We start from the raw sequence: 26994 nt of genomic DNA on the forward strand, positions 1-26994 counted from the left end.
ACGGAAACGGGCTTCGCCCCTTTCCGCACGACGATCGCATCATGGTGAGATGGGCGCCGTGAGCCAGATATGCAAGTGGTGCGACCGCCCGTTGAAGCAGCGCCGGTGGCGCCGGTACTGCAACCGCCGGCACGCGGTGAAGCACCGGGTGACGAGCTGGATCGACCAGCTGCTGACCACGGTTTGTGACGCGGCCGAGGACCGGATGCCCTGGTCGCCCGGAGGATCGGTCAGGTCTCCGGCAGTACGAGCCAGATCTCGGATAAGACGAGGCCGTGCTCACCACCACCGCCCCGCAAGGGCAGCCAAACGTGGCCCGGTGCCAGTCGCAGGCCACTGTCCAGGGGCCGTCCCTGCCTCCGCACTCGGGGCAGCCGACGGTTTCGGCCGCCCATACGTCCGGCGCGGGTCTGCTGTAGTGACGGAATCTGCCCGAGTGACGGGCCTGCCAGGGCTCGACCGGTGGCGTGAGGGGGACGGCTCCGGGCATGTTCGTCGCAGCGAGGGCGGTGAACAGTGCAGTGAGGTCGGGGAGCGGGGCTTCGCCCGTTTCGGTCGGCGGCGCCACGTGATCCGTCGTCTCCGGCACGATGCCATTCCTCGGAGCCGCAGCCGCGAGGGGCGGATTCGGGGCCGAGTGTCAGGGCAGCAGGGCGCGGGCGACGGCGGCCAGGAGAGCGGCGGCAGGCGGACTGACGGCACCGGCGTCGCGGTGGTGGACGGGGCGATCCTGAGGATGCGCTGAAGCCGTCTGTGACCAATCCCGGAGGGCCGTTCGGTCAGGTCAGGGACGACAACTTCGACCGCGTGACCGACTACCGCACCCCCGCGACGCTCGGACGCAACGGAAATCCTCCCGCAGAGTTCCAGGTCGATGACTCCTCGTGGGCCGTCACCCTTCGGAGGGCCTCATGAGCCGGACGTCGATCGCGCTGTTCAACAACACGGGCGGAGTGGGGAAAACGACTCTGACCTATCACATGGCGCACATGTTCCGAAGGCTCGGGCTCACCGTGCTGGCCGTCGACCTCGACCCGCAGGCGAAACTCACCTCGATGTGCTTGGACGAGACCGAGATCGAAGAGCTCTGGGAGAACCCCTCCGAACTCATCGCGCAGGGCGCCGCTCCGCCCGCCCTGCCCGGGACCGGCCGCGTCCGCAGCGGGCAGACCATCGCCGACGGGGTGCGGCCGATCCTGGAGGGCACCGGAGACGTCGCCCCCGTAGAGCCGGCCGAACTGCAGGACGGCCTGTGGCTGCTGGCGGGCAGCCTGGACCTGAGCCGCTTCGAGGACAAGCTGTCCAACGAGTGGTTCAAGACCTTCGCCGGCGGCATCGCGGCGATCCGTACGACCACCGCGTTCCACCGCGTCGTGGAGCAGGCCGCCGCAGCCGTCCACGCGGACATCGTGTTGGTCGACGTGGGCCCGAACCTCGGGGCGATCAACCGGTCCGCGCTCATCGCGGCGGACACCGTGCTCATGCCGCTCGCCGCGGACCTCTTCTCCCTGAAAGGGCTCAGCTCGCCCACGACGCACGGAAGCCCATGTTCGACCTGAAGGCGGCCGACGGCGCGCTCGGCAGCACCCAGAAGTACGTGCAAACCTGCTATCGGGAGTTCCGCGGACTCGCGGAAGGAGTGCTGGCCAGGATGGAAGAACTGGCCGCGGAGTGACCGACCGGTTCCCCCAGCGGGCGAAACCGGTGGATGGTGCCCTTCCACCGAAGGGCACCATCGCGCGGAACTACACAGTCGCGAGCGCCACGAGCACGGCCCACCCGCCCCGACCGACCCGCAGCACGGCGCCGTCGTCTACGGCCTTCGAATCCCGTACACAGACGGCGTCCGACCGGCGGCCACCTCTACGCCCGGCGCTCCAGCCACGGGCGCGGACTCGTGCACCTGTCGTACGAACCCGTACAGCGGCCGTACCGCGAGCCCGGGTACGGAAGTCCGACCTCGCCAGGCCATCTGCGTGACGTGACGGTGGCTCTGTGAAGCCATCCAATCTCAGGGTCGAGCCATCCGCCGCTGCCCCACACCTCACCGTCCTTCTCAGCAGCACTCCACGCGGAGCCCGTCTCGCCCGTCGCCTCGCCGGACAGCAGCTCGCGGCCTGGGGGACCCCGTACGACTCCGAGACGTCACAGGCCGTCGCCCTCGTTACGGCGGAGCTGGCGGCCAACGCCATCACCCACGGCCGTAACCCCGGACGCGATTTCCGTCTGACGCTGCTCCACCTGACCGAGCACGGCGTCGTCCGCATCGAGATGACCGACACTCGCCCGGGTTACCTTCCCCGCGGCCCGGGGGCTGAACCGGCGGCGACCGACGCTGTGTCGGGACGTGGACTGCTGCTCGTTGAGACCTACTCCGAACGGTGGGGCTGCGAGGTGCGGGACGCGTACACGAAGACGGTCTGGGCGGAGGTGTTGTGCCCGACCTGATTCAGTGCCAGGCAGGCAGTGGGGCCGAGCCTCTGTGGACACCGTGGTACGGGTGCGCCAGGAGAGCCCGCGCCCCGCACGGTGGGGGCCATACTGGGGCCATGCTCGATCCCATCGGACAGTTGTCGCCGCTCCAGCAACGCCTGTTGCGGGAACTCGACCTCTGCGACCTCCCAGCACCCGAAGCCGAGCCCGAGTCCTACGCGGTCCGGGACCTCGACGCGGACGAGGTCCGGGAGGCCCTTCCGGCACTGCTGTGGGCCGGACTGGTCGAGCAGCGGGACGGCGACCGGGGCACGCTTCGCCTCACCGTCACCGGAGCGGCGACTCTGCGTACGGCGGAGTACGACGAGCTGGCGGGACGGTTGAGTGCGGTGGTGTCCTTCGCCGACACCGTCGGGCGCGGTACGGCGCCCCGCTCCGCCGGACACGCCCTGAGACGGCTCGCGGAGGGGTCGTGGAACCTGGAACGGGCCGAGGCTCATGTCGCGGCCGGCGATGGTGCGTAGCCGCCGTCACGGTTCGTCCGCCGGTCGGTCGAAGTCCAGCACGACGCGTCGGCGGGCACGGTCGGCCCTGGGCTGCGGCGGGAGAACGCCCGCCGACATGAGGTCGGTGACAGTGACCACCGGGGAGTTCACGATCTTCGTGGTGAGGGCCTGTTGTGCCGGAGCGAGGTCGACCAGGCGGCGCAGGACGGACAACAGGTCGATCAGCTCCGTGGACCACTCGCTCGGCCACGCCGTGACGTGGAGGTCGTCCAGAGGGCTGGTCTTCCGGCTGGTGGGGGAGGCCTTCCGGTAGCCGAACCACTTCTTCACGATCCGCATGCTGCCGACCTCGTAGTTCCAGACCTCGGGCGGAACTCCCGTGAAGGTGCCCGGTCCCACGTGGAGGGTGCCGCTCCCCTCGTCGTACGCCAGCGTGTCGGGCACGGCGGAGCCGATCGGGGTCACGTACCGCACCTGGCGTGGGTCCCCGGGAGGGAAGCCGACATCCTCCTGCCCGGACGCCGGTGCGGCGGGCGGAGTGCCCCGCTCACCGTAGGTGGCCGCCCACAGAAGCGCATGCCCGACACGGACTGCCTCGCTCCACAGCTCCGGGTCGCGGCTGAGGGGTAACCGGACGCCCGGGGTGAGCAGTTCCTCGGCGAACTGCTCGGTGAAGGCGCTATGCCCGGCGACGGCCACGGCGTAGGCGGCGAGGTCGTGCACGGTCACCCCGTCCAGGCCGAGGACACCGGACAGGTACCGGAGCAGACCGGTCGGCACGTTGGCACTGCCGTCCGGGTGAAGGACGGGGTGCACCCTTCCGCCCCGGCCGTTGAAATGATGCGTGTCCGGGAGCAGCGCCGTCGCCACCAGCGCGGGGCCACGGTCGATCTCGTGGCTGCTCTGCTGGTTGAGGAACACCTGACCCGGTTGCAAGGACTCCCACAGCTCGGGCCGTGGGCGGTCGAGTACCCGGTTGTCGGCGATGAGCCACTGGCGGTCGAAGCTGCGCAGGGCGATGCGCAGGAGCGATGGGCGGGTTCCGGCCTCCTTGTCGACGGTTCGGTCGGGGTGCGGGAAGCCCGGCAGACACGCGGCCCGTGTGCCGAGCCGGCGGTCCGGTGTCTCCTTGAAGAGGAGGGCCTTGGCCTCAGGGGCCTGCTCACCGCCGAGACGGGCCCAGCGCCGCTGGAGGACCGACGGGTGAGGTGACGTGACCCAGGACCGGTTCGTCTTGCAGCCCGGACTGCCCCAGGGGAACAGCGAGTCCAGCGCCGGGTACTCCTCCCAGCCGGACAACGCCGCCGGGGTGAAGGGCCGTGTCCCTTGAGTGTGTGCGTCCCGCCAGCCGTCGTCGTCCAGGCCCACCGACCGGAGCTGGGCGAACTTCTCCGCACGCTTGCCGTGCAGGGCCCGGTAGTGGATGCGAGCGGGGCGGATGGCGTCGTGGTCCGCGCGCCGTACGAAGAGGCAGATGGACAGCGGCTGGGCGACGTGCGGGAAGACGCGGGTGGCCACGTCCGAGCGTTGTCCCTCGGGCGACAAGTTGATGATCCACCCCTCGTCGCACGTCCGGCGCAGGTAGTCCCGCATGCCCCGCCCGGCTGGGCCGGTGGCGAAGGCGGACGGGGTGATGAAGCAGACGACGCCGTGCCGGTCGTCCTCGTGGGCGTCGAAGACCTTCCACGTGGCCCAGCGCCAGAAGTAGACGTACAGGTTCTTCAGCGCGTGCTCGTAGCGGCCGTTCCCGGGGTGGCGGAAGTCGTCCAGGGGCGGGCGGCCCTGGCCCTTGACGCGCTTCTCGATCCAGCCGCCGCGGTTCTCGGCCTTGTCGTCGTAGGGTGGGTTGGAGATGACCACGGTGACGGGCACGTTGGCCTTCACGTGGTTGGCGCGGGCACGGGAGACCGACAGGGCCGCGTAGGTGGAGGCGAGCTGCTCCTCCTGGACGTAGGGGTCGTCGAGCGTGTCCGTGACGTGGAGGTTGAGCCCGCCCGGCGGGAGTTCGGCGCCGTGCTTCTTGAGCAGGTCGGCGGCGCGGAGTTCGGCGACCGCGAACGGGCCCATCTGCAGTTCGAAACCGTACAGGCGCCCGGCGAGGCGGCCGATCGCGTCTCGCGCCATGGCGTCGCCGGAGCGTTCGGCGGCCTGCCGCGCCACCCGCTCGATGACCGTGTGCAGGTAGGTTCCGGTGCCCATCGCGGGGTCGACGATGTGGACGGCGTCGTCACCGTAGCCGCGGGCCTTGCCCAGGCGGGTGCGCAGGACCTCCTCGGCGAGGCGCACCATCTCCTCGACCACCTGGTGCGGGGTGTAGTAGGAGCCGCTGCGCCGGCGCAGGTCGTCGTCGTAGACGGAGAGGAACGACTCGTAGAGGTGCAGGTACGCGTCCCGGTTGCCCTGCCGGATGGTCTCCCACTCGACGCGTTCTACGGTGCGGGCGAGGAGGTCCAGGGTCACCTCGAACCGCTCGTTGACGTTGTCGGTGAGGAGCTGGAGGGCCTTTCCCATCAGGGCGTGACCGGCGTGGAGCTGCCGTCCGATCTCGTGGAAGCTCGTGCCGGTGACCCGGATGCCTTCCGTACGGGCGAGGAGCAGGGCGAAGGTGACGGTCTGGGCGTAGCCGTCGGCGAAGGTCGCGTCGTCGGCGGTAGGGAAGAGCAGGCGGCGCCAGTCGCTTCGCAGACCGGTGAAGGGGCGCTCGACGGTGGGGTCGTCGGCGTCCGTCCCGCTCTCCGCGCGCAGTTGTTCCCGCACGGCCTCGCGCAGGAGCCGGCACAGCGGGGCGATGTGGTGGACGAGGACCGAGACCCGTCGGACCGCCTGCGGTTCCCAGAGGAGCACCGTTCGTGCGAGCGCGTCGAAGGCGGTCGGATCGGCGGCGGCGAGTTTCGCTCCGGCGGTCTTGAGCGACCCGGACAGCACCACCTCCTCGCCGACCTGCGTGCCGTACTGGAAGAGGCGCCAGTGAGTGCCGTTGGTGTAGAGCAGGTTCGGCAGGTCGCGCAGGCGCTGCCACTGCCGTTTGTCGTGACCGGTGAAGGTGTCGGGGTCGACGCTCTTGCCGGGCCGCTTCACCTCGATGTAGCCGGTGATCTGGGCGTCGACGCGTACGGCGTAGTCGGGGCGCACACCGAGGTGCGGTATGCGCGTTTCCGGATGCCAGCTGATCTCGCGCAGGGCGTGGTGCTTCCCCATGGCGCGGAACAACTGCTCCAGCGGGCCCCGGATCGCCGCCTCGCGATCACCCGGCCCCGCCAAGCTGCGCTTGCACTCCGCGCCGAACGCCGAGACGGCGTCCTGTAACCACTGCAGGCGTGCGTCAGCCATGGTCCCCCCAGACCTCGGGCCCCGTACGTCAAACGGAGCCAACCCCTCCTGACGCGCAGTATGAGGCAGTATTTGACCAAACGGCAGGGCGCGTAAATCGGTTGGCGCGCTCGGTTCACGCGCTCGTACGGTCGCACACGGCCGGAGTGCCCGGTCTCGCCGCAGGTGTGTATGCGTCGTGAGTGTGCGGCACCCGCATCAGGAGAGCAAGGGTGTACGCGAAATCTCGCAGATTTCTTGTGAACTCAGTGCATGAAAAGCATACTTAAGTGGATCGTGCCACTCCCGCCGTTCGGGCGGACATTCCTCTGACGTCCCACTGCGAGGTCCCATGCTCGACCACCGTCTCGTGCAGACAGCCGTGATCGGTCACAAGAACTCCGACCATCCGGTCATTCTGCCGATGGACGCGTGGGAACTGGATCGCTGGCGCAAGGCACATCCCGGCTACAGCTACTGGTGCGGGCTGCAGCTCGGCGGCTGTGGCGGGGAGCTGAGCGACCGCCGTTACACCACCAAGGTGTGCCACTTCGCCCACCACTCGACGGCTCCGGTCTGTCACCGGAAGAACAACGGTGAGTCCAGCGCCGACCACCTCTTCATCAAACGGGGAGTGCAGAGGCTGCTCGGCAAGCGGCAGGTGAAGGGGCGGGTCGAGACGCGCGACCTCGGCACCGGTCCGGGCGACGTGGTGGACGTGTATCTGCCCGACAGTCGTCGCCGGCTGCGCTTCCAGCTCGGTGCCGTCGACTACCGGGCCTGGCGCCGGGCCGACGACGAACTCGCCGCGGACGCCGATGGCATGGACTGGATCTTCTCCTCGGAAGGGCCGATCACCCAGCAGTTCGTCGGCCGTCACGGCTACTGCCTCCGGGTCCGCTGCGAAACGGTGGGCGGCGAGCGCCGCGTCCATATCGGAGCCGAGGCGCGGGACCGCACGGTGTCCTGGACACCGCTGGAGGAGTGCGCGGTGACGTCGTCCGGCATCGCCACACCGGAGACCGAGAAGATCCGCCTGATCCGCCCCCGACCGACCGTGCTCCCGCTCCAGGGAGGTCTCGTCTTCGCGCTCGACCCCGAGGCCGACGTGCCGGCCGGCTCCCCGTTCACGGCGGAGGACCGGCACCTGCTCGTGGCCGATGTGAAGCCCGTGGACAGTCCGATCGTCCGAGCGCTGGTGTCCCTCCCGGGAGACACCAAGGTGCCGCCGGCCGAGCACGTCTACCGCGTCGCCGACGGCGCCCGCTTGTTGATCGCCGAGGGAACCGCGGGCTGGGCGGTCGAGGCGAACCGCTATGTACGTCTCAACGCGCACGAGGCTCAGCGCACCGGTCTGTGGGTCCCGCCCTCCATTCCGGAATCCCCGTTCGTTCCGGAGCCCGTACGCCGGGCGGCGCAGGCGGCCCCGCCACCGACGACGCAGGCCGTGACGGCGACACGCACCGCGGTGACCGAGCCACCGCCGGTGAGCGGCACGCCAGTGGCATCCGCGCCGATGACCCGCGCCGAGCTGGTGACGGCCCTGCGCGACGCGTTGTCACATCACGCCCGCCTGCACACCACGACCACGTGGGAGACCCTCGCCCGCACGGTGAACCCCGAACTGGCGAGGTACTCCCACACCGACCGGCGTTACCTGCTCGTCGAGTTGGACAGCCCGCTGCGCGACCACGCGCCGGTCCTGTCGGCGCTTATCCGGGAGGGCGACGCACCGCTCCCGTACCTGTCCAACATCCTCTCGCAGCTCGGCGTGGCCTACGCCGGCACGCCCTCCAGGATCAAACGCTGGGCCGTGGTGGAGACCGAGCGGGCGTTCGCGGCGTACGGGACGCCCCCGCGCACGATGCCGCCGCGCTTCTCTCTGAGGCCCGAACAGCCGCTGGTGCGGCAATTCGTGAGGAAGAGCGGGGGCGCGGGCCTGACCCCCGAGGTCAAGGTGCGGCGCCCCGCCGACCGTCAGGTGAACGTGGCGAGGCCGATGGGCAGGACGGTCGCCGACACCTCCATGGTGAAGCGTCTGCGCTCCCTGCTCCAAGAGCTCACCGGTCTCCTGAGCCTTGTCGACAAGCCGACGCGGAAACGGGCGCGAGAGGTCATCAGCGAGACGCAGACGTGGCTCGCGCACCACGACGGCGCACTCCTGTCGGCAGCCCAACGGGCCAAGGTGGCCGACAGGAGCTCCGGATATCACGTCCGTCTCGTCGAGGACGAATTGAAGGCCGTGAACGGCGTTTTGAAAGCGGCGAACCGGCGTACCGACAAGGAGGCGAAACGGCTGGCGAGGATGGAGGCGGCCCAGAGCAAGGCCAGGCTCGCGCGGTCAGGGGAGCCGTCCAGGAGCTCCACGCCCGCCGAGGACCCGGTGGACCGACTCAGAAGCCAGCTCATCGGAGTTGCCGCCCAGGGCGGCAACGTCGCGCTCGGCGACCTGAACACCAGCGAGTCCGGACTGGGGCCCCGGCACTGGCTGGTGACGCTGGACCGGCGAGCGGGGGCCGACAGTTTCCCTCTGCTCTCCGCGCTGGTCGTAGACGCCCACGGTGGTCCGGTGGTCTTCTTCCGGGACGTCCTCGGGGCCGCAGGACTCGCGGTGCCGCGGACGGAGGAAGCCCTGCTGGCGATCTGGCGGCGGGAGCAGGAACGCGCCCACGCCGCTCACGCCCGTCCGCCCCGTCCACTGCCTCCTCGCCTCGTCCCGCGGGCCTCGGTGCCGAAGGACGAGACCGGACGGTGAGGCGGGGGTGTGCGTCAGGCGACGGTTCCCGGCCGTCGGGGTGAGGCGGACGGCGGGCCCTGTGCGGGGAGGAGCAGGGCGCGGCCGAGGGCGGCGGTCACCTGGGCGGCGTGATCGGGGAGTTGCCGGACGGCCCACGCGGCCGTCAGGGCCAGAAATTCGGTCAGGTCGCGCTCCGCTCCGGTGAGCAGGTGCCGCAGGTCGCCGACGGCGAGCTCGATCACGGGGCTGTCGTCCCGGTCGGCGTCCACGGTCAGGCGGACGGCGTCGCCGTGGCGTTCGGCGAGCGGGGACGGGTCGTGGCCGAAGGAGGCCCAGCCGTCCCCGTCGAGGACGTCGAACCAGTCGTGGCGTTCCTCGAGGCCGTTGCAGCAGCCCGGCAGCAACGTGACGCCGGTGGCGGTGTCCGTGACCCGCAAGCCGCCGGACGCGAAGACGTCGTCCACGGTGAGCAGCCCGTGCAGGAAGGAGCCGAGCGGGTCCGCAGGCCGCGGCGGGCGGTCGTCGGCCGGTACGACGTCGTTGTGGGCGGCGATGCTCATGATCGCCGTGCCGACCTCGGCGGGAGCGAGCGCGCCACTGAGCGGCAGGAAGCCGTACGGCTCGATCCCGGCGACCGGCCAGAGCGTGAAGCCGGCGGGATCGGAGACTTCGAGGACGGGCTGCAACACGATCACCCGGAGAGTGTGCGGCGCGTCGTCCCCGTTCCGCACGGTCACGGTGCGACGGCCACCGTCCGTGAGGATCCCCGAAGACCTCCAGGGAGCCGCCCCTGCACCTGAAATGCGTCGAGCCCCGCACGGATCCCGCCTATCCTTGCCGCATGGGCCACGGAAAGACCTCCTACGTCTGCCTGCCCTGTCGGGCCTCGTACAAGCAGCCCTACGACAGGGACAGGCCGCACCGCATCTGTCCCCGCTGCGCGGAACCGCTCATCCACGCGGGATCGGCCTTCGCCGCGCCGCCGCGCCGGGACACCCGGGCCTGGAGGGTGCTGTCCGTCCTGCTCCACGCGGGTGTCCGCTTCCACAAGAGCTGCTGCGGCGGGCCCGGGTACCGTCCGCGCACGCTGCGGGAGGTGCGCGCGCGGATGGTGTACGCCCGTCGGACCGGCGAGCCCTTCGCCAGTGCGCTCGTGCGTTACGAGGTGCCGCGACGGAGGGCCCGGACCTGATGCGGTTCGCGCCGCCGCCGACCGCTCCCGTCGACGCCCGCGGAAGCTGGACGGCAGTGGGGGCCGCGCCCGGGACGTGGCTCACGCGGAACAGTCGGCCTGCGGAGTGACCGTGCCCCAGCGGATCATCAGGTAGCCCGATCCGCCGATCTCCGCCACGGCGTAGCGGGTGTACGGCCAGCCGTCGCCCGAGGTCTGCCTCTGGTTCGCCAGGGCCCGGCACGCCTCGCCGGCGACCATGTCCGCCCAGGTCTCGATCTGTCCCTGGTTCCACATCAGGTACTCCGACCATACGTACATGGCCGAATTCGCCGGGCCGAAGCCCACCTTGATCTCGTCGTGGCCGAGCACCTGGTCGGTGCCGAGCGTCTCGCGCATCGCGTTGGTCCGCTCGATGATCTTCGTGGCGGTACGGTCCGCGACCCGGATCTCGGTGCCGTCGGTGCTGGGGATCATCGCCTCCCCGAGTCCGTACTCGTCCGGCTCCCAGTCCTGGCCGGTGCCGTAGGCCGCGTCGGTGCCGTCCTCGAGGGCCGATCGGCACTGGGCGTCGGCGACGAAGTCCTCCTGCCACGTCACCTGCGGGTCACGGCCATCCTCCTCCCTCACCGTGACGTACGTGCGGTAGGGCAGCTCGGGATGAAGGCGGAGGACGACATCATTCAGCGTCAGGCACATGGACCTGGCGATCTCCGTTTCCGCGTACAGGATCCCGTGCTCGTCCTCGGCGTCCAGCCGGTACGAGAAGTAGACCTCCCCGCGTGACGAGTGGAACTCCACGGCCCCCAAGGAGAGTTCGATAGGGTTGAGGTCCCGGGCGAGGACGTCCAGATCGTGCAGCAGTGCGCTTGCCACGGCGTGCTCGCCCTCTCCCTGTGCCGCACGTGCCTGCCCCCAGCTCTTCCTATCCGCCAAGTCGTCGCCCGCGGCCTGCTGTTCCCCTCCCGCCGTGTCGTCCTTCGCGGTGTCCGCGGACGGCTGTGCGGACCCGGCCGAGGCGAGAGGCGACGCCGGGGGAGTGGCGGAGGAAGTGCGTTCGCCGTTCCCCGTGTCGCCGGGCATCAGGGCGGCCGCCCCTCCGGCCAGGCCGCCGACGACGGCGGCGGCAAGAACCACGGCGCCCACCAGCCGTCGCTTCGACCGATTCCGCTGCGGGGGCACGTGCCATGCCGGATCGGCCTCGACCGGTACGTCCCAGAGGGCCGTGACCATGTCCACGGCCGTTTCCGGTACCGCGCCGGCAGGCAGCACCTGGGTGACCTGGGAGGCCAGCAGTTCCGCGCACGCCCGGGCGGCCTCGGCGGCCGACGGGCGTTCGTCCGGCTCCTTGGCCAGCGCCTTCTCCGTAATCCGACGCAGTTGCGCGGGGACGCCGTCCAGGTCCGGTTCCCCGGACATCACGCGGAACGCGACCACGTCCGGTGCGCCGGTGCCGAAGGGCAGCCTTCCGGTGGCCGCGTAGGCCAGGAGCGCTCCCCAGGCGAACACGTCGCTCTCGGGGCCGGTGGTCCCCGTGCGGTAGTGCTCGGGGCTGATCCAGCCGGGGGTGCCGGTCATGACACCGGTGCGGGTGACGCTGGTTCCGTCGGCGGCGTGAGCGATCCCGAAGTCCAGTACGCGCGGGCCGCCGGGCGTGAGGATGACGTTCTGCGGTTTCACGTCGCGGTGCACCACGCCCGCGGTGTGGATGGCCGCCAGCGCCTGTGCGGTGGCCCCCGCGAGCGCGTACAGGCTGCCTCCGGCGAGCGGGCCGTGGGCGAGCAGGTGCTGGTGCAGCGTCAGACCGGGGACGTACGCGGTGGCCAGCCACGGGGTCTCCGCGTCCGGGTCGGCGGTGAGAAGCGGGACCAGGTACGGGCCGGTGACGCGGGAGGACAGCTCCACCTCACGCCTGAAACGGGCCCTGAACTCCGGCTCTTGGGCCTGCTCCGGATGAACCACCTTCACCGCGACGCGCGTTCCGTCGGAGCCGACACCGGCATGGACTGTCCCCATGCCTCCGGCCCCGAGACGGCCGACGATTCGGTACGGGCCCATGCGGGAGGGGTCACCGGGACGGGCCGGCTGGACTCTTCCGCCGGAGCCGTTCTCACTCACAGATTGTTCCTTCGTACGGGACTGCGGCGGTCCGTCCCGCCCCTGTCGACAAGCCTTCAGCGAACAGAGAAGTGACTCGAGAGCCGGTTGATCTCCTTGACCCACAGCTCCATGTCGTCACCCGGTCGCTTGTAGGGTGCGCGCCGGGCCAGTTTGAAGAAGCCGCCGGACGGCCGCCTGGTCTCCCGCAGGACCACGAGCGCCGAGAGCAGGGGCAGCGACCCGTCCGGGCTCTCCCGGACGGAGGCGTCCTCGAGCAGGTAGGGCATGGGGCCCTCGAAGGCGGGGACGTGGTGGCCCCTCCGAGCCAACTCGGTACTGAGGTCGCCGTACGTCAGCGGTGCCGCCCCCGCGCATGCCCGGTCCCGCAGGATGTCGACCACGGCGTCCAGCGCCCGCTCGTACTCCAACGTGTCCTTCTTCATCGCCCTCTCCCCACCCCGGTGTTCGGCTCCGAACCGGCTCAGAGCCTAAGCACCCCGAGCGCCGAAGGGCAGGGTGCACATCAGATTTTTAGCATAGAGTTGTGAACTGAGTGCACGAACGACATACTGGTCCGGCCGGTGCCGCCGAGCAGGTCCGGCTCACCGCCGGTGGAGCACTCCTCCGGGGCCGACCGGCGGGGCAACGGGCCCCATGCGTGTCCGCACGACAGGCCACTCTCATCCGCAACAGTTTTGGGGTTCACCATGCGCATCACCCGTGTCTCCGCAGCCGCGACGCTGCTGCTCGCAGCCCTCACCGCCTGCGGCCCGACCGCCGACAGCGGCACGGACGACGCCGCCTCCACCGCCCCGTCGGCTCCCGAGGCGTCGGCCGCCGACACCGGTGAGGCGGCCGAGGATCCCTCGGCCGACGCCGAGACCACCGCGACGCTCCCCGACATGGTCGGCAAGGGGCTGCAGAGTGCCCAGGACGAGGCGCAGGCCGCCGGCTTCTACCTCCTCACGTCCCACGACGCGCTCGGGCGGGGCCGCAACCAGCTCCTCGACCGGAACTGGAAGGTCTGCGCCCAGAGTCCCGCCTCCGGCACGCAACCGACGGACACGGAGGTCGACTTCAGTACCGTCAAGCTCGAGGAGAGCTGTCCCGCGAGCGGTGACCAGGCCGAACCCGAGGAGGCCGGTGGCACCATGCCGGACTTCGCGGGCAAGTCCGTCAAGGTCGCCCGCCAGGCGCTCGACGGCTCCACCAGCATCACGGTCAACGACGTGTCCGGTCAGGACCGGATGGTGCTCGTCGAGTCCAACTGGCAGGTCTGCTCGACCGACCCCGCAGCCGGGGCGAAGCTCGACGGGCAGCCGGTGACGATCGGGGCCGTCAAGTTCGGCGAGAGCTGCTGACTGTGTGCTGGTTCCGGAGCAGGTCAGTACCTTAGTCGTACTTCGCGATCGGCTTCGACAGCCTGCAGAGATGTGGGTTGGAGCTGAATCACGGGGTGGGGGTGGGTGGATGTGCCGGCGCACGGTCAGGCTGGTCCGGAATCGGCGCCGCTGGATTCGGGCCGAACCGTAGGGTGCCGAGCCATAGACTTCAGCCAGGGAACGCCGACGATGTCTGTCCGTCGCGCGCCCTCGTGGGGAGGAGATCGCATGCAGGAACCTGAGGACTCGACGGGGAGCACCCAGCCTGAGGAGAACGGCTGGGGCAGTACCGCCGACTCACCTGATGTGGACGGTTTGACGTCCGACTCGGACATCGACCCGGCGACGGTATCGACGGTCCTGGTGGAGGTGCTCCCAGGGGTGGCTCTTGTCGCCGGTGAGGTCCCGCCGGAGCTGAAGCCCGATCTGATCGACTTCGGGCTCGTGCCGGCTGCCGACCGCAAGCAGCTCTCAGCGATCCTCGCCTCGATCGGGAACGCGGCGACCGCGGTCGGCAACCTCGGGAACGCGTTCGCCGGAGTGCAGGGGCTCTACAGGATCGACGCCACGACACAGGCCCTGCTGAACAGCGGCGCGACGCTCGCCGTCAAGGACGGCGGGAACCTCGGAGCGGTGATGATTCCTGGCCGCATCATGCGTCAGGCCCGCTTCTACTCCGTGAATGCGGTGAACAAGGCGCAGACCGCAGCCTCGATCGGGCCGGCGCTGGCCATGGTCGCCCTTCAGATGATGCTGAGCGAGGTCTCGGGCCTGGTCAGGACCAACCTCGCGGTGACAAGCCAGGTACTGACCACCATCCGCAAGGATCAGTGGGCCGAACTGACAGGGCTCGTCGCCGCCATCGATCGCGCGGTGGACCAGGCGCGGGAGATCGAATCGGTCCCGACGTCCCTGTGGGAGGACGTCGCAGGTAGTGGAGCGCAGCTGCAGAAGCAGCTTGAGCGGTACCAGGGGAACGTTCGCGACCACATTGAACGCATCGGCCGGGCCGAGGTACGCAGCCACAGAGAGTATCTTCAGACGAACGCCGAAGCGATCGCCTTCGACGCCCACGCCCTCCTTTCCTCCCTCAGGGCATGGACCGGCTACCACGCACTGCGCGCCGCCAGGGCAAGGGCCGCTGGACGTGCGGACCAGGCCGAGGCTCAGTACGCCGAGGTCATCGCGCGCGACACGCGCACGGAGTTCGACTCCGCTCTCGCCGAGGCAACGCGCCTCGTCGACGCACTGACGCGGGAGCTGCGGATCGCGGCCGAGCTCCCCGGCCCCGACGCATGGCCGCTGTCAGGGAAGCGGAAGGACGTGAAGGCAGCCCGCGAAACCTCCGCCCGTCTTCTGGAAGCGATCGAGCCTCTTGCCGATGCTCTTCATCCACCAGCGGCTCCGCTCGAAGCTCCGGGCGTCGTCTGCGCACCCAAATCATTGGAGCTCAAGCCGTACCTTCGCATTCTGCGATGGTTCATCGAGGATGGTGAGAACCTGCGTGTCCTCGGCTTCCCCGACCAGCTCGACGCCCTCAGTCCCGTTTCTGCGCTCCTTGGCGGGGCGAAGGAGAAGTTGGCGGCAGCGAGGGACAAGACCGCGGTAAGGGAACTGGTCGCTGTCACGGATCGCCGCATCATCACGGCCAAGACGAACGCATTTCTTGAGCAGGGCGAGATCGGTCAGGACATTCCGATCGACCGAGTGCGATACGTTCGAGCAGCGACCACACAGGACAAAAGCGTGCGCTTGGCGATCGACCTCATCACGCGCGACGAGAACATCCGGTGGCTCTTCCCCGCCGACATCGATGACACTCAAGTGGACGTGCTCGCCGCCGTGCTTGCGGAGTCGATGTCGATCCCGGACGTTGAACGCGACGCGCTTGAACGGCGGCGCCATGCCGCCATCGAGCCGGGCAGTGAGGGCGAGAGTACTGGCGTGAGGTCTGCGGAACCGGCTGGTTCCGAGTCCTCGACCCATGATGCCGATTAGGGCCCGAGCCGATTGACCACTTCGTGGCCGGGGCCGATGAGGAGACGGCATGGACGACCCACGCCCTTCTCCCTCGCCGGCCCCTTCGAGGCACGACGGGGGCCGCAGGACGCGCCGACCCGTGCGCGTATCTCACCGTCACAGGTCCGGGAAGCCAGGAGCCCACGTAAGCCCTATGCCGGCGGATCGGGCCAATGAGGACCACCGAGGGTCCATCGGCCGCTTCTCCAGCACCAGGACGGGATGCAGGCGGCGGTCGGGGTGGGCGGCCCGGAGCTGGTACGCGTAGTCGAGGACCTGTCCGATGCCCAGGTGGATCTGCTGATCCTCCCGCGCTCCCGTCAGACTCTTTACCTCGGCGATGAACACGTCTCCCCCGCGTGACCACCCCGCGTCGAACGCGGGAGCGCCCGGTGCATGAGCGTGTACGTCGATGCCTTGACCGGAAAGGTACGCGAGGAGCGCACCCACCGTCGCCTCGTGCGTGGCCGTCGCCTTGTCGAGACGGTTCAGATCGAGTGTGAGATCCCCGGACGAGCGTTGGCCCGGTCTGCGCACCCGCAGGGGGCCGCCGAGGATTTCGCTCCGGGCCGGAGCGGCCGCCACGGGGCGCACGCGCCCGGCACCCGACTTCCTCAGTTCCAGACACGGGGCAGGCCGCCGCTTGAGCAACTCAGAGAAACCGTCGGCGTCCACGACGCAGACGTGCCGTCCTCCGTTGCGTGAGGCATCGGCGTCGACAAGCTTGCTGCTGTAGGCCCGGCGGCTGTCCGTCACGACCTTGCTGGCCAGATCGCCGTAGACGACCAGGGTGATCCTTCGCGAGAAGTCGGTCTTGGCCACCGCACCACGATCCTCGGCCAGTTCCGCACAGCGCGGCCTGACCGTCCACCCGCCGTCGACGAGCACGCGCCCCGTGAAGCAGATCGTGTGGCCGGCGAGGCCGCGGACGGTTCCTTGGCACGTCCTGCCCGGTACCACGCCCCCTCAGCCGCCGTCCGAGCTCAACCAGCCGACGTGACGGAGCACGGGCACGACACGGAAGTGGGCGAAGCCTAGTACCGGCGTCTCATCGTCCTCGGCGGGGAAGAACAATGCGTGCTGGAAAGGCTTCTCGTCCTGCGGATCCTCCAGATCGACGAGCGGCAGGTTCGGACGGTCATGAGCGGGTTCCAGTGTGACGCCTTCCCGCGCCGTCAGCTCCCGCAATACAAGCAGTCCCACCCGATCGGTGAGGTCCCACGTGGTCAGCGACTTGTTGAACCGCGGCCTGTCGCGCTCGTCGACGTACGTCAGATACACCATGATGCGGAGTTCCGGCCGTCCCGGTGTGGAAGCGACGCCCGAACGCAGCCGTTCGTGGAGATCCGACAGAGCCGAGGGCGTTTCAGGCATGACCGGAGGCCTGTGAAGCCTCAGGTCCCGTTCGCCGTTGCGCCAGTGGTTGTCGCGGATCTTGAGCGTAGGACGTCCGGGAAGGCGGAGCTCCCACTCGACGGCGCTCCCCACCGATGTCTCGCCGGACGGTGTCGTGCCGGTTGTCGTCACTCGGCCGCTGCCGCGCGTCATTTCAAGTCCGCTCAGCACGTGCATGGATGCCTCCCTCATACGTGATGGTGACTTCGCTCACTCCCGTTGTGCCAGATCCAGTGCAGCCGTGTGCACGAACCAGTCCAGCACCCCGCAGATCTCTTCCTCGTGCTCCGCGAACACCCGCACGGGGAAGGACGGACGCAGTTCCAGCTTCGCCTCGGGCAGGTCGATGCCCTCGATCTTGTTGAGGCGGTTCAGCAGTTCGCGGCGCTGTTCCGTGTCGTCGAAGGGTCTGCGGTCCTTGAGGTACTGGAAGACCACCTCGACCGTTCCGCTCACCGGGTAGATCGCGACCGGCCAGACCAGATGAGGCTGGCGACTGGTTCCCGCGTCCAGCATCGGGAAGCAGCTCGTCTCCTCGTGCCTGCCGTAGGTGACGTGACCGCCTTGCAGGCGCCAGAAGTCGAGGGTGCCCAGGACCCCGGCCGAAGTCTGCGGCCAGTGCTCCTGCAGCTGCGCGCGGAAGCGCTCGGCCGCCGCCGCGTTCTCCCCGTCGGGAAGCGGGTCGAGCGACGCGGGCTGCGTGACGTCCTTGCCGAGCAAGGTCGCCAGCTCCGCCGCGGTCAGGCGCTGCGAACCGTGGGCCCGGCCCGACGGGTCGAACCTCACGCCTTCACCCGTCAGCAGTTCCTGCGGCGGCTGCCGGTCACTGCCCTCTGCCCAGCGGAACGCCGCGGAGATCCTGCCATCCGCGGTGAGGACCCGGTAGGCCCCGATGACCGTGGGGTTGGAACCCAGGTACGTACCTACCGGAACGGGGTGGCTGCCGATCAACTCGGCGACATCGCCGTACGTCGTCCACGTGCCGCTCGGCATCCCCACCAGGGCCGCCCGCAGCTCGGCCCAGCCCGGCCACTCCTCTCCGGCCGGCTTGACCCCGCCGATCGGCCCGGGCCACAGGCCCACCGCCCGCTCCGTCAGACGGTCGGCGCGGGCCAGGATCTCGGCCTTGCCCCAGCGCCGTTCCGCGGCGATCTCCTGGTTCATGCGCAGGGCACTCGAGTCGAGGAGCTGCTGCTTGCGCTCGAACGGGCTGTTGGACAGCTTCGCGTTGTCCCCGGTGAGAGTGAGATTGCCCAGGGTGTGCACCAGCAGATCGTGCAGTTCCTGAGGCGTCTGGTTCGGCTCGGTCTCGTCGGCGAGCAGGTCGAACCACGAGGCTGCCGGTCGCTGCGGTAGTACGTGCTCGACGCTCAGGTTCGCCTTGACGAAGTCCACGGGCTCGGTGGAGCCGTGACTCTCCTCCAGGCGGCGCAGGATGTAACTCCGCTGCGGGGGGCGGCCACTCCAGTAGAAGGGCTTGCTGCGGATCGCTTCGCGCAGTTCCTCGTCGCTCGGCCAGCGGCGGCGTCGGCCGGACAGGAACCGCCGGACCGCCTCGGCGGCGGGACGGTCCGTCTCCAGTTCCTTGGGGGCCTCCATGAAGATGCGGTTGAGGCCGGTGGTCGATGTCTGGCAGACGAGGCGCCGCACCAGGTAGGACTCGACGTACTTCAACGCCTCCGCCGCGTCGTCGGACGTCGTGCTTCCACCGTCGACGAGGTCCAGCAGGTGAAGGGCGAGCGGGTAGTGGGTCTGGCCGCCCCATGCGGCGAGGCGCTCCAGTACGGCGCGCAGCGCGGGCGACCGCTCACGCCGGGGCTCGATGATGCGGAGGAACCGGCGTCCGCGTTCCGCGAGTTGCGCGACTTCGCGCTGCAGCGCGTCCTCGTCGCCGGTCAACGGCTGAAGCCGCTTCTGCTGCTCCCGGTAGATCTCGCTCTGCTTGGTCTTGTGGTGGCCGCGCACCACCAGGTCGAGCCAGACGAGGAGTTCGAGGTTCTTGGGGCCGAGCGTCTGCTGCATGGGCAGCCACAGCTCCTGGTAGACCCGCTCGCCCTGCTTGGGCAGGAGCATGAACACGTAGTTGCGCAGCAGGTCGCTCTGGCTGAGCCCGACTCCCGTGTTGTTGATCGACTCGAAGATTCGGTAGACGTTGTCACCGGGCTCGGCTGTGATCTCCACGATCGACAGGAGGTCCTTGAGGACGGTCTCGACCGTCGTGATCCACCGGTCGTCGTCCGCAGCCTCCCGGCCCTCGGCCAGTGCGCCGAGGAAGAACCGGTAGGCGGCACCGATGTTGTCACCACCGCCGGCTTCGGCGCGGGACTGGACACAGGCCGTGTAGGCCTCGCGGTCGGCCTGTGTCGGCAGCAGGCGGTAGTGGTCGAGGCCCTCGTGGAACTCGTTCACCAGAGTCTGCCGGTGCACCCGGTCCACACCGCGCGCGTCACCGGTCTCCCTGAGATGGTCGCGCAACGCGGTGAACGCCAGCATCAGCGTCGTCATCCGCTGCTGTCCGTCCACGACCAGCCACCGCTGGACACCGCCGGCCTGGAGTTGGCCGGGGGCGAGTACCACGGAGCCCAGGAAGTGCGGCGCGGTGGCCTCCCCCGAAAGATGTTGGTCGACGAGCTCGCCGACGTCCTCCCACAGTCGCTTCAGCTGTTCCCTGCCCCAGCTGTACGTGCGTTGGTAGAGCGGAACCTGAAACTGCTTGTCACCCTGGACGAGCTTGAGGAAGGTGATCTCCTGCGCGCGCATGCGCTTCCTTTCCTGGGCCGGATGGGCGCGGTCTGACGGCTTGTCCGACGGTCTTCAGGCCCTCGCGGGTCCCGTCAATCTACAGTGAACTCTGTCAACGACGTTCAGGTTCTGACTACTTACGACTGACGGAGCACTCCGTGTGCCGAGACTGCGGTCGTCTGCTTGGTGATCCGGGGCATGGTCTCGTTGGGGGACCGGCACAGCAGCTTGATGGGCCTGTCCTCGGCCCACGCGTTCCACGCCTTGAGGTAGTAGAGCAGGTGCTCACGTGAGTCGTCGCGGCGTCGGTGGCTCTTGCCCGTGGCGAGGCTGAGCATCGTGTTGCGCAGGGTCAGGCGGGGGTCGCCGGGCTCGAGTCGTGCACCGGTGACGATTCCTTCCTTCCAGGAGGTCTGTTCGATGTCAGGCCGGGCTTCGGTGGTCACGTACCAGCCGATGGTCGCGGCTGTGACGGTGATGCGGCAGGCACGGTTGAGCGCGATGCCGTGCTGCAGGGCGTCACGGACGCCGGGGTGCTGGTCGAGCATGGTCAGCAGTTGATCGTTGCTCGTCACGGACGAACCGCCGCTCCAGGCCGAGTTGGGTGCGTTCAGATACAGGTGGAGGCCACGCAGGGCGGCCGCCAGGTGGGTCGAGTTGGCCTCTCCCACGAGCGCGAGGGCATCCCGGCCGGTGCGCTTGCGTCCGGTGTCCATCACCGTGAAGGAACTGCGCGGGACACCGTGGGTGACGGTCAGGGGCACCGTCATTCCCGCTTTGGCGATGGCCGCCAGGCGGTGCTGTCCGTCGATCAGTACGCCGTCTTCGTCGAATGCGATGCCCTGGTGGGTCAGCTGCCACTCGCCTCGCTGGATCCTGCCGGCCAATTGCTGAACGGCGCTCTTGCTGAGGGGCCGGTTGCTGGTGTTGCGGGTGAGCCACTCTGCTGCCAACTCGGGACTGACCTGGAGCACTTCCATGTGCATGATGTGCGGCCTCCCTCTCTTGTGTGCGGGGCACGAGCTCGTGTGGGTGACGCTCACCGTCATCATGGAGTATTGCTGTGAACAGAGTCAACGGAGTAGTCTTTTTGTCATCGAAGTTTCGATGCGATTGTGTGGGGGGTTGCCCGGCAGGTCTCGTGCAATCGACCCCGCTGATACGCTCGCCCGTGTGCTCAGTTCACATACGCAAGGCGTGCTGGGGTGGGCGTCGTGTGCGCACTCGGGTGGCCGGGGCGGGATGACATCAAGTAGCCACCCATGTGGCCCTGAACAGCAGGGGGGTGGCGCGTGAGCCAGGGTGAGAGTGGCCTCGGTGACGGTGTGTGGCCGGTCGGCTCGGACTTTCAGTACGGCGACGGGTTGCACGTCCGCGTCGACGACGTGGTGCCGTACGAGCTGGTCGATCCGGAGGAGTCGGACGGGTACCGACAGGGCGACGACCTCGTCCGGTGCACGCTCTGTCTGAGCAACGGCACCGCCCGGCCCATCGACGTCGACGACATCACCCTGCTGGTGCGCGGCGGGCCGTACGGCAAAACGGGACGACAGGTACAGGACTACCGCGGCGACCTGCTCGACGGGGGCCTCGAGGGCGTCCTGCGCAAGGGCCGCCGAGCCTCCGTGACCTGGGCCTACAGCATCCCGGCCGGCACCGCCGCGGAGCTGGACATCGAGGTGAGGTTCCCTTACTCGCACGGCCGCGAGAGCGTCACCTTCACTACGGCGCGGGCCGCGGCGTCCGCACCGGTCGAGTCCCCCGCGGCGTCCACGCGTACGGCGCCGGGGCTGCTTCCGGACCAGGGGGCACTGTTCGGCGAGCAGCAGCCGTCCCTGTTCACCGACACGGAGCCGGAGCCGGGGCCTCGAGACGGCCGTGACGGCCTCATCGGCGTGGAGGGAGGCCAGGCCCCAGGCCGACCAGTGCTCGGGGCCGTACCGGCACAGCCCACGGGGTCCGACCGGCCGAGTGCGCCCACCGTGGCGCCGCCGACCGGGCCGCCGACGGCCGCCGCGTCGCCCCGGCGCCAGGAGCTCTCCCCCGACGAGCTCGACGCGGCCCGTGTCCGCCAGATCTTCCGGTTCCTCGCCGAGGCCGAGGAGTCGAAGGCTCGGCCCGTCCGCACGCTCGACGGTGCCGCCGGCACCGTGTGGTTCGAGGAACTGCCCGACGCGCCCGAGGTCGCCGTGATGCTCGACGGTGCTCTCGGTACCGACGTACCGGCCTGGCTGACCCTCGGGCGCCCCGAACGCGAGGACGCCCCGCATCCCAAGCCCCTGCTCGCGCCCTGGATCGACGAGACCCGTGTCCGGGACTTCAAGCAGACGCGCGCCCCGCATCTGCGCCGCAGGATCGAGCCCGAATTCCCCGACTGGTCCCGGGGGATCCCGCTCGACAAGACGTACCACGAGCTCGACGACCACCCGAAGCGGGAGAAGATCGAGAAACTCTACGCCGCCTGGGAACAGGAGTGGCTGGCCTGGGCCGAGCGGCGGCGCGCCATCGACCCCGTCGTAAAACTGTACGACCGGCTGCACAAGATGCACGAGGACGCCGCCAACCTGGGTGAGGCCTACGAACTCGTCCTCGGGCTCGGCCGGCTCACCTGGCAGACGACCGCAGGCCAGCGCGTGGAACGCCACCTCGTCACCCATCGGGCCGCCATCCACCTCGACCCGGCCACCGGTACCCTCACCGCGGCCCCCGACCCGACCGGTCTGGGCCTGGAACTGGAAGAGGGCATGCTGGAGGGGGCCCAGCACGTGCCCGGGCCCGTGCGGGAACAGATCGTCGGCGTCCTGGAGGAGGGCTCCGACGTCACCGACCCGGCTCACCTGGACGCCATACACACCGCCCTGCGCAGCTGGACCAACGCGGCGCACAGCGCCGGGAATTACGCTCCGACCGTTGAACGCGCCCGGCCGCGCACGCTCGACGTGCCCCAGGTGGGACTCACGCCCGCACTCGTCCTGCGGGAGCGCAACCGCCGCTCGACGATGGACGCACTCAAGGCCATCGCGCGGCAGATCGACGCCGGTACCCCTCCCACCGAGCTGCTCGGTTACATCGCGGGCCGCGACGGGGCGCTGACCGCCGCCGACCTCGCGGCTGCCGAGGACGCCGGCGCGGACGCGGGCACCGGCGAGATGTACTTCGCGCTGCCGGCCAACGAGGAGCAGCGCACCATCGCCAAACGGTTGCGTGCCAACCGGCTCGTCGTGGTGCAGGGCCCGCCCGGCACCGGCAAGACGCACACCATCGCCAACCTGGTCACGGACCTGCTCGCCCAGGGCAAGCGGGTCCTCATCACCAGCCACACCCCGCGCGCCCTGCGCGTCCTGCGGGACAAGCTGCCCGAGAGCATCCGCGACCTGTGCGTGAGCCGCACCGAGGACGGCGCGGCCGCCCAGCGGGAGCTCGAGGCGTCCGTGCAGAGGATCCTCAGCGAGTACGCCGGGTACGACCCCAAGGCCTCGCAGAGCGAGATCCGTACGCTCCAGGCACGGCTCGTCGCGGCCCGGTCGGCCCAGCAGGCCATGCTGCGCGACCTCGCCGTACTGCGTGAGCAGGAGACCCACCGCTTCGACGCGGAGATCGGTGACTACACCGGCAGCCTCCAGGAGATCGCCGAGCGCCTCACGGCCGAGACGGAGCGGTACGACTGGCTCGGGCAGGTCCCCCAGGAACAGCCCTCCCTGACCGCCGACGACACACTGAGGCTGCTGCGGGCCACGCGTGCCTTCACGCCACACCACCGGGCCCTCGCGGCCGAAGTGCCCGGCTCCTCCGAGCTGCCCGGTCCGGGTGACTTCGAAGAAGCCGTCACGGTCGTGCGTTCCGCGAACGAGGCCCACGAGGCGGTACGGCAGGACCCGCCGAGCCAGCAGTACGACGCGGCCGTGCGGGGTCTGAGCGAGGCCGAACAGCAGCGGCTGACGACGGCTCTCGACACGTTCTCCGCCGCCAGGGCCCGTGCCACGTCCCTCGCGGCCGCCGCCGGCGAGTGGGCCGGGGCACTCCTGGGAGAGGTGACGGCCGGGCAGGACTGGCAGACGCGCAGCCGGCACGCCGCAGTCACCGACGCCCTCGCGGCCCTCGACGCCTCGCTCGCCACGCTGGGGACGGCGATGGTCAGCGGTCTGGAGCAGTACGACCCGGCCATCGCACTCGGCCAGGCCACCACCCTGCACGACGGCCTCGTCCAGGGACAGAAGCTGCGCGGACCGCTCGGTACCCGCTCGAAGCTCGCCAAGACCGTTGGCACATTCGTGCAGACCGTGCGGGTCGACGGGCGGTCACCCGAGGACGTTGCGACCGCCGGGGTCCTCGTCGCCCGTGTCCAGCTCGAACTGCGCCTGGCCCAGGTGGAGTCGGAATGGGGCACCCCCGTCGGCGCATGGCAGGGGCACGGCCCGCGCCTGGCCCGCCTGCGGCAGGACGCCGAGGTACTGGAGGCACTGCTCGCCGTCGCCGCCGCCCGCACCGACGTACTCACCGCCGCCGCCACCTCTCCCGAACTCGCCGTCGCCACCTGGCACACCGCTTCGGTCGAGAACGCCGTACGCGCCCTGCTGCGCGCGGCGACCACACTGCGTGCCGCCGGGCAGTCCCGCAGGGTGATCGCGGACACCGAGGAACTGCTGCGTGCGTGGAGCGACCGGCCCGGCGTGGCACCCGCCGTCACCCGCGCGCTCGACGCCGTGCGAGCCCAGGACCCGCAGGGCTACCGGGAGTTCAGCGACGAGATCGCCGAGGTACGTGAGGCCGCCCGGCTGCGGGCCGCGCAGCACGCCGTACTCGGCCGTGTGCGCGAGGCGTTCCCCGCCCTCGCCGAGCGCGTCACCGACTCCCCGGAGGACACCGCGTGGGACGGCCGGTTGCCGCTGCTCGCCGAGGCCTGGGCCTGGTCCGCGTGGCGTGAGCGGATGGAGCGGCTGACCGACCCGGAGGCCGAGCGCGGCCTGCGCCGGCGCCTGACGGAGGCCGACGACGAGGCGCGCATCATGCTCGCCCGGCTCGCCGCCGCCCGTGCCTGGCACCGCTGCCTCGGACTGCTCACCGGCGACCAGTCCCGCGCCCTCAGCGCGTACCAGCAGGCCGCGCGCCGCATCAGGGGCAAGTACCAGCACCGCTACCGGCGCGACGCCCAGGCGGCACTGCGCAAGGCGCAGACGGCGGTGCCGGCCTGGATCATGCCGTTGCACCAGGTGGCGGAGACCGTGCCCATGGACCGGCCCGGCATGTTCGATGTCGTCATCGTCGACGAGGCCAGCCAGTCCGGCCTGGAGGCCATGCTGCTGAGCTGGCTCGCCGACCGGATGGTCGTCGTCGGCGACAGCAAGCAGGTCAGTCCGTCCAACGTCGGCCTCAAGCAGGACGAGTACTTCCACCTGCGGGACCGGCTGCTCACCGCGCTCGAACCGGACGTGCGCAGCCTCTTCGGTCCCGAGTCCAGCCTGTTCGACCTCACCGAGGCGTTGTCCGCGGGCCGCGGCACGCTCATGCTCAAGGAGCACTTCCGGTGCATGCCGGAGATCATCTCCTTCTCCAACGACCTCTGCTACAACGGCCGGCTCCAGCCGCTGCGGCAGTACGGCGCAGACCGGCTTCCTCCGGTCCGCACCGTGTACGTCGAGGACGGCGAAGCCGTCGGCGGCAACGACCGGCTGGTCAACGCCGCGGAGGCCGAAGCCCTTGTCAACGCGGTCGTGCGCTGCTGCGCCGACCCCGCGTACGAGGGGAAGACCATGGGCGTCATCAGCCTTCGCGGCGCCAAGGGGCACCTGACGGAACTGGAGAACCTGCTCGCCGAACGCCTCGACTACGAGCAGCGTGCGGAGCGGCGCATCCGGGTCGGCGACGCCGAGGACTTCCAGGGCGACGAGCGGAACGTCATGTTCGTCTCCAGCGTCAACTCGGCCACCACCGCCGCCGGGACCGTACCGGGCGGCTTCAACGGCAAGACGTACGAGCAGCGGCTCAACGTGGCCGCGTCCCGCGCCCAGGACCAGGTGTGGGTGTTTCACAGCGCCCGTCCGGAGCTGTTCCACGAGAACGACCTGCGTCGACGGTGGCTCGACCACCTCACCCGGCCAGCGGAGGAGGACACCGCCGCGGTGGAGGGCGAGGTGCTGCCTGATGTCCGTCATGAGGCGTTCGACAGCCTGTTCCAGCAGAAGGTGTACCTGGAACTGACGGCTCGCGGCCACCGGGTGCGGCCCGGCTACCGGGTCGGCCGCCACACCATCGACCTGGTCGTCGAGGGCGGCACCCGCAGACTGGCGGTCGCCTGCGACGGCGACGCCTTCGCCGACGGAGAGGACGCGTCCACCGCCGCCGCCCGCCAACGGGACCTCGAACGCGTCGACTGGACCTTCGTCCGGATCCGGGGCAGTCGCTTCCATCTCGACCGCGAGCAGGCTCTTGCCCCACTCTGGGCGGAACTGGAACGACTGGGCATCGAGCCGCTCCCCGAACAGCCGGAAGTGCCCGGCTCCCCTGCCGACGGGCCGGATCCCCAGGTGCCGTCGGCCGACGGCCGGGAGGAGGACGACGGGGCGGGGGAGTCGCGGGAAGGCGAGCGCCCACAGAACCCGAGCCCGGCACCCGTCGTGGCGCCCCACACGGCGCCCTCCGTCGCCGAGCCCGGCGACCCGCGCGTGCCCTGGCCGGCCCTCGCGGGAGAAGAGGCCAGTGAGCCCGCGCCCCGCTCCGCAGACTCCACCGCCCGGAACTCCCTCCCCGTCCGGGAGATCCCCGCCGCCGCGTTCCACCGGCTGGTGCGCGAGATGCAGGAGCTGCAGGCCGCCATCGACGCTCCCGACGAGACACCTGTGGACGCCGACGCGGCGAGCCTCGTCTTCCTCAGGAAGACGCGGGCCGATCAGCGGGAGCGACGTACGAAGAGGCTCGGCTTCCTGCGGAGCTTCCTCGACGCCGTGCACGTCGGCCGGGAGGAGGAGATGCCGAAGGCGGTGTTCCCCGGTGCGCTGCTCGTCCTCGAGTTCGACGGACAGGCCGACGAAACGACCCTGTACACCATCGCCGAGCTGCCCACCGAGGACGCGGACGTCATCTCCCCGTCGTCCCCGCTGGGGCACGCGTTGCTGTGGCAGCCGACGGGCCGGGAGATCTCGTACGACGCTTCCCAGGACAGGGCCCACTCGGTCGTCGTCCGGGAGATCCGGGTCTGACACC

The 26994-nt window shown here is 69.9% G+C and carries 17 protein-coding genes; 9 read left to right on the forward strand and 8 right to left on the reverse strand.

Going from position 1 to position 26994, the window contains the following annotated elements; genetic code table 11:
• The first annotated feature begins 911 nt into the window (after positions 1–911).
• The 4 genes from C4J65_RS31610 to C4J65_RS31625 all read left to right on the forward strand — a co-directional run bounded on the left by C4J65_RS31610 (position 912) and on the right by C4J65_RS31625 (position 2957).
• Positions 912–1559 (forward strand): AAA family ATPase, encoded by a 648-nt coding sequence (locus tag C4J65_RS31610; protein ID WP_240330563.1) that lies wholly within the window; start codon positions 912–914, stop codon positions 1557–1559.
• A complete protein-coding gene (locus C4J65_RS37135) occupies positions 1547–1675 on the forward strand; it encodes a hypothetical protein (protein WP_275898178.1) in 129 nt (42 codons plus the stop codon). The genes C4J65_RS31610 and C4J65_RS37135 overlap by 13 nt, the downstream gene beginning before the upstream one ends.
• 320 nt (positions 1676–1995) lie before the next feature.
• On the forward strand, positions 1996–2448 hold the full coding sequence (locus tag C4J65_RS31620; RefSeq protein WP_115745503.1) for an ATP-binding protein: 453 nt from the start codon (positions 1996–1998) through the stop codon (positions 2446–2448).
• Between the two features lie 101 nt (positions 2449–2549).
• Complete coding sequence (locus C4J65_RS31625) at positions 2550–2957, forward strand: hypothetical protein (RefSeq protein ID WP_115745504.1); 408 nt, start codon at positions 2550–2552, stop codon at positions 2955–2957.
• 6 nt (positions 2958–2963) lie between these two features.
• Here the strand turns inward: C4J65_RS31625 and C4J65_RS36445 are convergent, their stop codons facing one another.
• Positions 2964–6269, reverse strand: a complete 3306-nt coding sequence (locus C4J65_RS36445) for a type ISP restriction/modification enzyme (RefSeq protein ID WP_205351098.1) — start codon at positions 6267–6269, stop codon at positions 2964–2966.
• Between the two features lie 331 nt (positions 6270–6600).
• On the opposite strand from C4J65_RS36445, the gene C4J65_RS31640 reads away from it, so the two are divergent.
• Positions 6601–9003 carry a hypothetical protein gene (locus C4J65_RS31640; protein WP_115745506.1) on the forward strand — a complete coding sequence of 801 codons (2403 nt, stop codon included), beginning with the start codon at positions 6601–6603 and terminating at the stop codon, positions 9001–9003.
• A 14-nt stretch (positions 9004–9017) separates the two neighbouring features.
• On the opposite strand, the gene C4J65_RS31645 is transcribed toward C4J65_RS31640, so the two are convergent.
• The gene (locus C4J65_RS31645; RefSeq protein WP_115746723.1) at positions 9018–9680 is read right to left on the reverse strand and encodes a hypothetical protein; all 663 of its coding nucleotides are present in this window, start codon (positions 9678–9680) and stop codon (positions 9018–9020) included.
• Positions 9681–9826: 146 nt separating this feature from the next.
• On the opposite strand from C4J65_RS31645, the gene C4J65_RS31650 reads away from it, so the two are divergent.
• Entirely contained in the window at positions 9827–10177 is a 351-nt protein-coding gene (locus C4J65_RS31650) for a deoxyxylulose-5-phosphate synthase (RefSeq protein ID WP_115745507.1), read from the forward strand.
• 81 nt (positions 10178–10258) lie between these two features.
• Here C4J65_RS31650 and C4J65_RS31655 read toward each other — a convergent pair whose 3' ends face one another.
• Positions 10259–12214, reverse strand: coding sequence for a serine/threonine-protein kinase (locus C4J65_RS31655; protein ID WP_205351178.1), 1956 nt, complete (start codon positions 12212–12214; stop codon positions 10259–10261).
• 116 nt (positions 12215–12330) lie between these two features.
• Complete coding sequence (locus tag C4J65_RS31660) at positions 12331–12699, reverse strand: hypothetical protein (protein WP_115745509.1); 369 nt, start codon at positions 12697–12699, stop codon at positions 12331–12333.
• Between the two features lie 264 nt (positions 12700–12963).
• Between C4J65_RS31660 and C4J65_RS31665 the strand changes: the two genes are divergently transcribed.
• Entirely contained in the window at positions 12964–13617 is a 654-nt protein-coding gene (locus C4J65_RS31665; protein WP_115746724.1) for a PASTA domain-containing protein, read from the forward strand.
• Between the two features lie 249 nt (positions 13618–13866).
• Positions 13867–15636, forward strand: a complete 1770-nt coding sequence (locus C4J65_RS31670; protein WP_115745510.1) for a hypothetical protein — start codon at positions 13867–13869, stop codon at positions 15634–15636.
• A gap of 138 nt (positions 15637–15774) precedes the next feature.
• On the opposite strand, the gene C4J65_RS31675 is transcribed toward C4J65_RS31670, so the two are convergent.
• From C4J65_RS31675 to C4J65_RS31690, 4 genes are all read right to left on the reverse strand, one after another.
• Positions 15775–16479: a hypothetical protein gene (locus C4J65_RS31675; RefSeq protein ID WP_240330565.1), complete on the reverse strand. Its 705-nt coding sequence runs from the start codon at positions 16477–16479 to the stop codon at positions 15775–15777.
• Positions 16480–16623: 144 nt separating this feature from the next.
• Complete coding sequence (locus C4J65_RS31680) at positions 16624–17229, reverse strand: hypothetical protein (protein ID WP_240330566.1); 606 nt, start codon at positions 17227–17229, stop codon at positions 16624–16626.
• A gap of 33 nt (positions 17230–17262) precedes the next feature.
• Complete coding sequence (locus C4J65_RS31685; protein WP_115745511.1) at positions 17263–19812, reverse strand: DUF262 domain-containing protein; 2550 nt, start codon at positions 19810–19812, stop codon at positions 17263–17265.
• 119 nt (positions 19813–19931) lie between these two features.
• Entirely contained in the window at positions 19932–20780 is an 849-nt protein-coding gene (locus C4J65_RS31690; protein WP_115745512.1) for a hypothetical protein, read from the reverse strand.
• A gap of 306 nt (positions 20781–21086) precedes the next feature.
• On the opposite strand from C4J65_RS31690, the gene C4J65_RS31695 reads away from it, so the two are divergent.
• Complete coding sequence (locus tag C4J65_RS31695) at positions 21087–26990, forward strand: AAA domain-containing protein (RefSeq protein WP_240330567.1); 5904 nt, start codon at positions 21087–21089, stop codon at positions 26988–26990.
• Positions 26991–26994 lie beyond the last annotated feature (4 nt).

Origin of the sequence: Streptomyces sp. CB09001 (genome assembly GCF_003369795.1) — a bacterium.
Lineage (GTDB): Bacteria > Actinomycetota > Actinomycetes > Streptomycetales > Streptomycetaceae > Streptomyces.